This window comes from Streptomyces chiangmaiensis (assembly GCF_036281785.1).
Taxonomy (GTDB): domain Bacteria; phylum Actinomycetota; class Actinomycetes; order Streptomycetales; family Streptomycetaceae; genus Streptomyces; species Streptomyces chiangmaiensis.
The window spans coordinates 1-3116 of the sequence record NZ_JAYWVC010000442.1; the positions used below are offsets into that span (position 1 = coordinate 1).

Sequence of the window (3116 nt, forward strand, 5' to 3'; positions counted from 1 at the left end):
ACCCTGCGCAGCAGGGTTCTACCCGCTGCGCGGGTAGAACCCTGCTGCGCAGGGTTCAAGGGGGAACCCCCGTGCGTTGCACGGGGGTTGACGGAGTGACACCTCCCCGCTGCGCGGGGAGGTCCGGCTCGGCGCTGCGCTTCGAGCCGAGGGTCCCTTTCGCTGCGCTTCAGGGACTTGTTGTGAAGCCTGCTGGCGCAGGCTCAGGCAGCCCCGGTTCCCGGGGCCTTGGGGTCCGTCCGCTGCGCTCCCGGACCCAGCCCGCTTCGCGGGCTGCTGGCCGCAAGGGGCGGGTGGGTTGTTTCCTTCGCGGAGAACTTTCCGGGAATCCGGATTCGGGGTTGGTGCCTTCCGGGCTGGAGATCGCGGTGGTTGTGCTGCGGGGGCGCAGCACAAGAAGTCGCTCAGCTGACTCGAACCCGTGATGTCCGTTTCCTCTTCGTTGGACAGGCATCCAGGTCTGTCCCCTGTCGTGGTGTCAGTTTCGGGGTGTGTACCAGGGCACCACGCGCAGCAGGAGGTCGAGGGTTGGCCGTCCTGGTGCGGGCGCGGGTTGGGTGGTCTGGAGTCATGCTCGGGATGGGTTCCTTGGAGTTGGCGGGTTGCCGGGTGGTGTTGGTGACCAGTGAGCCAGAGAGGGGCGCCGAGTCCGGCTGATCTGCAGGTGGTTGGTGAACTCGCCGTGCGGGGCGTGACGGTGGGCCAGTTGGAGAGCTGGCGGGGGTGTTGCCGCGTCATCGGCAGCGGGGGCTTGGGCGGGGCCAGGGGTGGACGGGGTCGATGCTGTGGTGGTGGAGAGCGCGGCGGTGTTGGCGCGGCATCTCGGTAGGGGCGTGATCGGCGGCTGGTCGTGTTGGAGTGGTTCGCCGAGGCCTTGCATGCCCGTGCGGCCGGGGGGCCTGTGCCGGAGCCCCGATCGGGGCTGTGCGTCAGGCGCTTGTGCGGGTGCTGGAGCGGTCGGTGTCGCGGCGGCTGGTGGAGTTCGCCCGGGCTCGGCCGGGGCGGGTGAGGAGGGGCAGGATGCGCTCGCCGGCCGGCTTCTGGGGCCGTACCGCGGGCTGCGAACCCGGCGCTGGTGCGTGCGGCGACCGAGGCCGACAAGGAGGTGCCGGAGGGAGCCGAGTTCGGGGGTCTGGTGCACGTGGTCGCCGCGATCGGTCTGGGAGCGCAGGAAGTCGGGGCGGATGCGCTGGCCGAGGCCTCCGCCGCGTTCGGCATGTTCGGGCTGACACGGTCGAGGACTGGGCGCAGATTCAGGATCGGTGAAGTGGCTTGCGGCGCCGTGCCGGGCCCAGCGGGGAGCTACTCTCCCTGGGGCCGGTTCGCCACCACCGCGGCCTGCACGGCGCTGCGGATCTCCGTGTCGACGCGCCGCTCGTCCTCCAGCTCCCAGAAGTGCCGCGCGCTGCCGGGGAACTCACGCAGCACCGAGGCGACGACTTGTGCACCGTGGCCGGACAGGGAGCGCAGCCAACTTTTGATGGAATCCTGCGGGTTCCACTGATCGAAGCGGTCGTCCCAGGTGCACATGCCTCGCACGGCCGTCTCCAGCAGATCCCACTGCTCTTCGTGAGCTGCGATGCGGCTCACCCGCAGCAGCCAGTAAATGGCCCGTTCGGCTTCGGTGAAGGCTGGCCACTGGCCGCGGTCACCGTCGACCTGAGCCGCCATGGCCTGCACCAGGGTGATGGCCTGGGCTGGATTGGCCAGGAGCGCAGGTTCGGCGACCTCCAGGTCAATGCGGGCGACGGCATCGAGGTACAGCTCGTAGTTGTCGGGCTGGTCGACGGCGAGCTGGACCAGCTGCCCGGCTGCGTCCTCGTCCCCTTCGGCGACGGCTTCGAGTAGCCGCTGGGCCCGGGTGATGGGCAGTTCGGTCCGTGGGCTGGTCTCACGTTCGATGAGCGCGACGAAGGCCGCCATGTCCTGGGGGCGGGCGGCCGGATCCGGGTAGGTGGCCTGGCGCACCACCCCGCGCCACGGCCCTGGCGGAGGGAGCAGCGGGACGTTCGGCTGGGGCCAGGTGCCGGTGAGGATCCACCCGATGACCTGCCCGAGGCTGTAGATGTCGCTCGCCGGGCAGGCGCCGTCGTGGGGGTCGGTCGACAGCTCCGGTGCGGCCCAGCCGGGCGATCCGATCGACGCGTTCGTCAATGGCTTGTCGATGCTTGTCTCGCCGCGCGGGCGCCGTGCGATCCCCCAGTCGGCCACGGTCCATCGGCCGTTCAGGAGCAGGATGTTCGACGGCTTGATGTCCCGGTGGATCCACCGTTGTGCGTGGGCTTCGGCCAGCGCGGCAGCCACGGCGTCGACGAGTTCGCGCAAGGCCTCGTCGCTTGTCAGCTCGGTGCGCTTCTCCTCGACGGTGGAGTCCGCCATCGGCATGACGAACCAGTCGTAGGCGGGGCTGAAGTCGAGGACGGGCATCACATGGGGGTGTCCTCCCAGCCGCTGGGCGACCGTCACCTCGCGCGCCATCCGCCGCCGAGCTCCGGAGTCTTGCCGGCGCCGCCGTTTGAAGGCCACGACCGCGCCCGAAGCCTTGTGCTCGGCCTTGAACACGTCGGCCTGGCCCGCGCGGGCCATCGGCAGCCGTTCCAGGGCGTAGTCCTTCTTTATGCCCCGGGCGGAGTCGTGCACCAGGTCGTAGCCGGCGGGCTGGGCTTCGGCGCTGGCGACCAACTGGTCGGTTCCCGGGGAGGGGCGGTGCCCGATGATGCGGGTCAGGACCGGCCTCAGGAGGACGGGATCGTTGTCGGGCACCGATGCCAGGAGGTAGGCCGGTCCGTCGTGCGGGGCCTGTGTCAGGCCGAGGATGCGGTCGAGCCGGTATTCGACAAGCGGCTCGCTGGAACGGTCGCCCACAGTGGTGCGGTGCAGGGTGATGCGGTTGCCTGACCCGTCGGGCGAGGCGGTCAGGACCGTGTCGGGGCCGGTGACGAGCAGGTGCCCGGGGTAGTGGCCGGCGGTGCGGATCCAATCCTCTTGTCGTCCCAGGCCCGTGGTGCGGCTGAGATCGGCGACCGCGCTGTGCCCGCTGGCGGCCAGGAAGAACCGGCGGCCGCCCAGCCAGGCCGCGGAGCGCACCGCGGCCTCGAACGAGATCGGGTAGCGCA

The 3116-nt window shown here is 70.5% G+C and carries 1 protein-coding gene; it reads right to left on the reverse strand.

The annotated features are described in order from the left end of the window. Window positions 1–1302: 1302 nt before the first annotated feature. The coding region (locus VXC91_RS44060; protein ID WP_329512962.1) for a protein kinase domain-containing protein at window positions 1303–3116 on the reverse strand (1814 nt) is incomplete at its 5' end.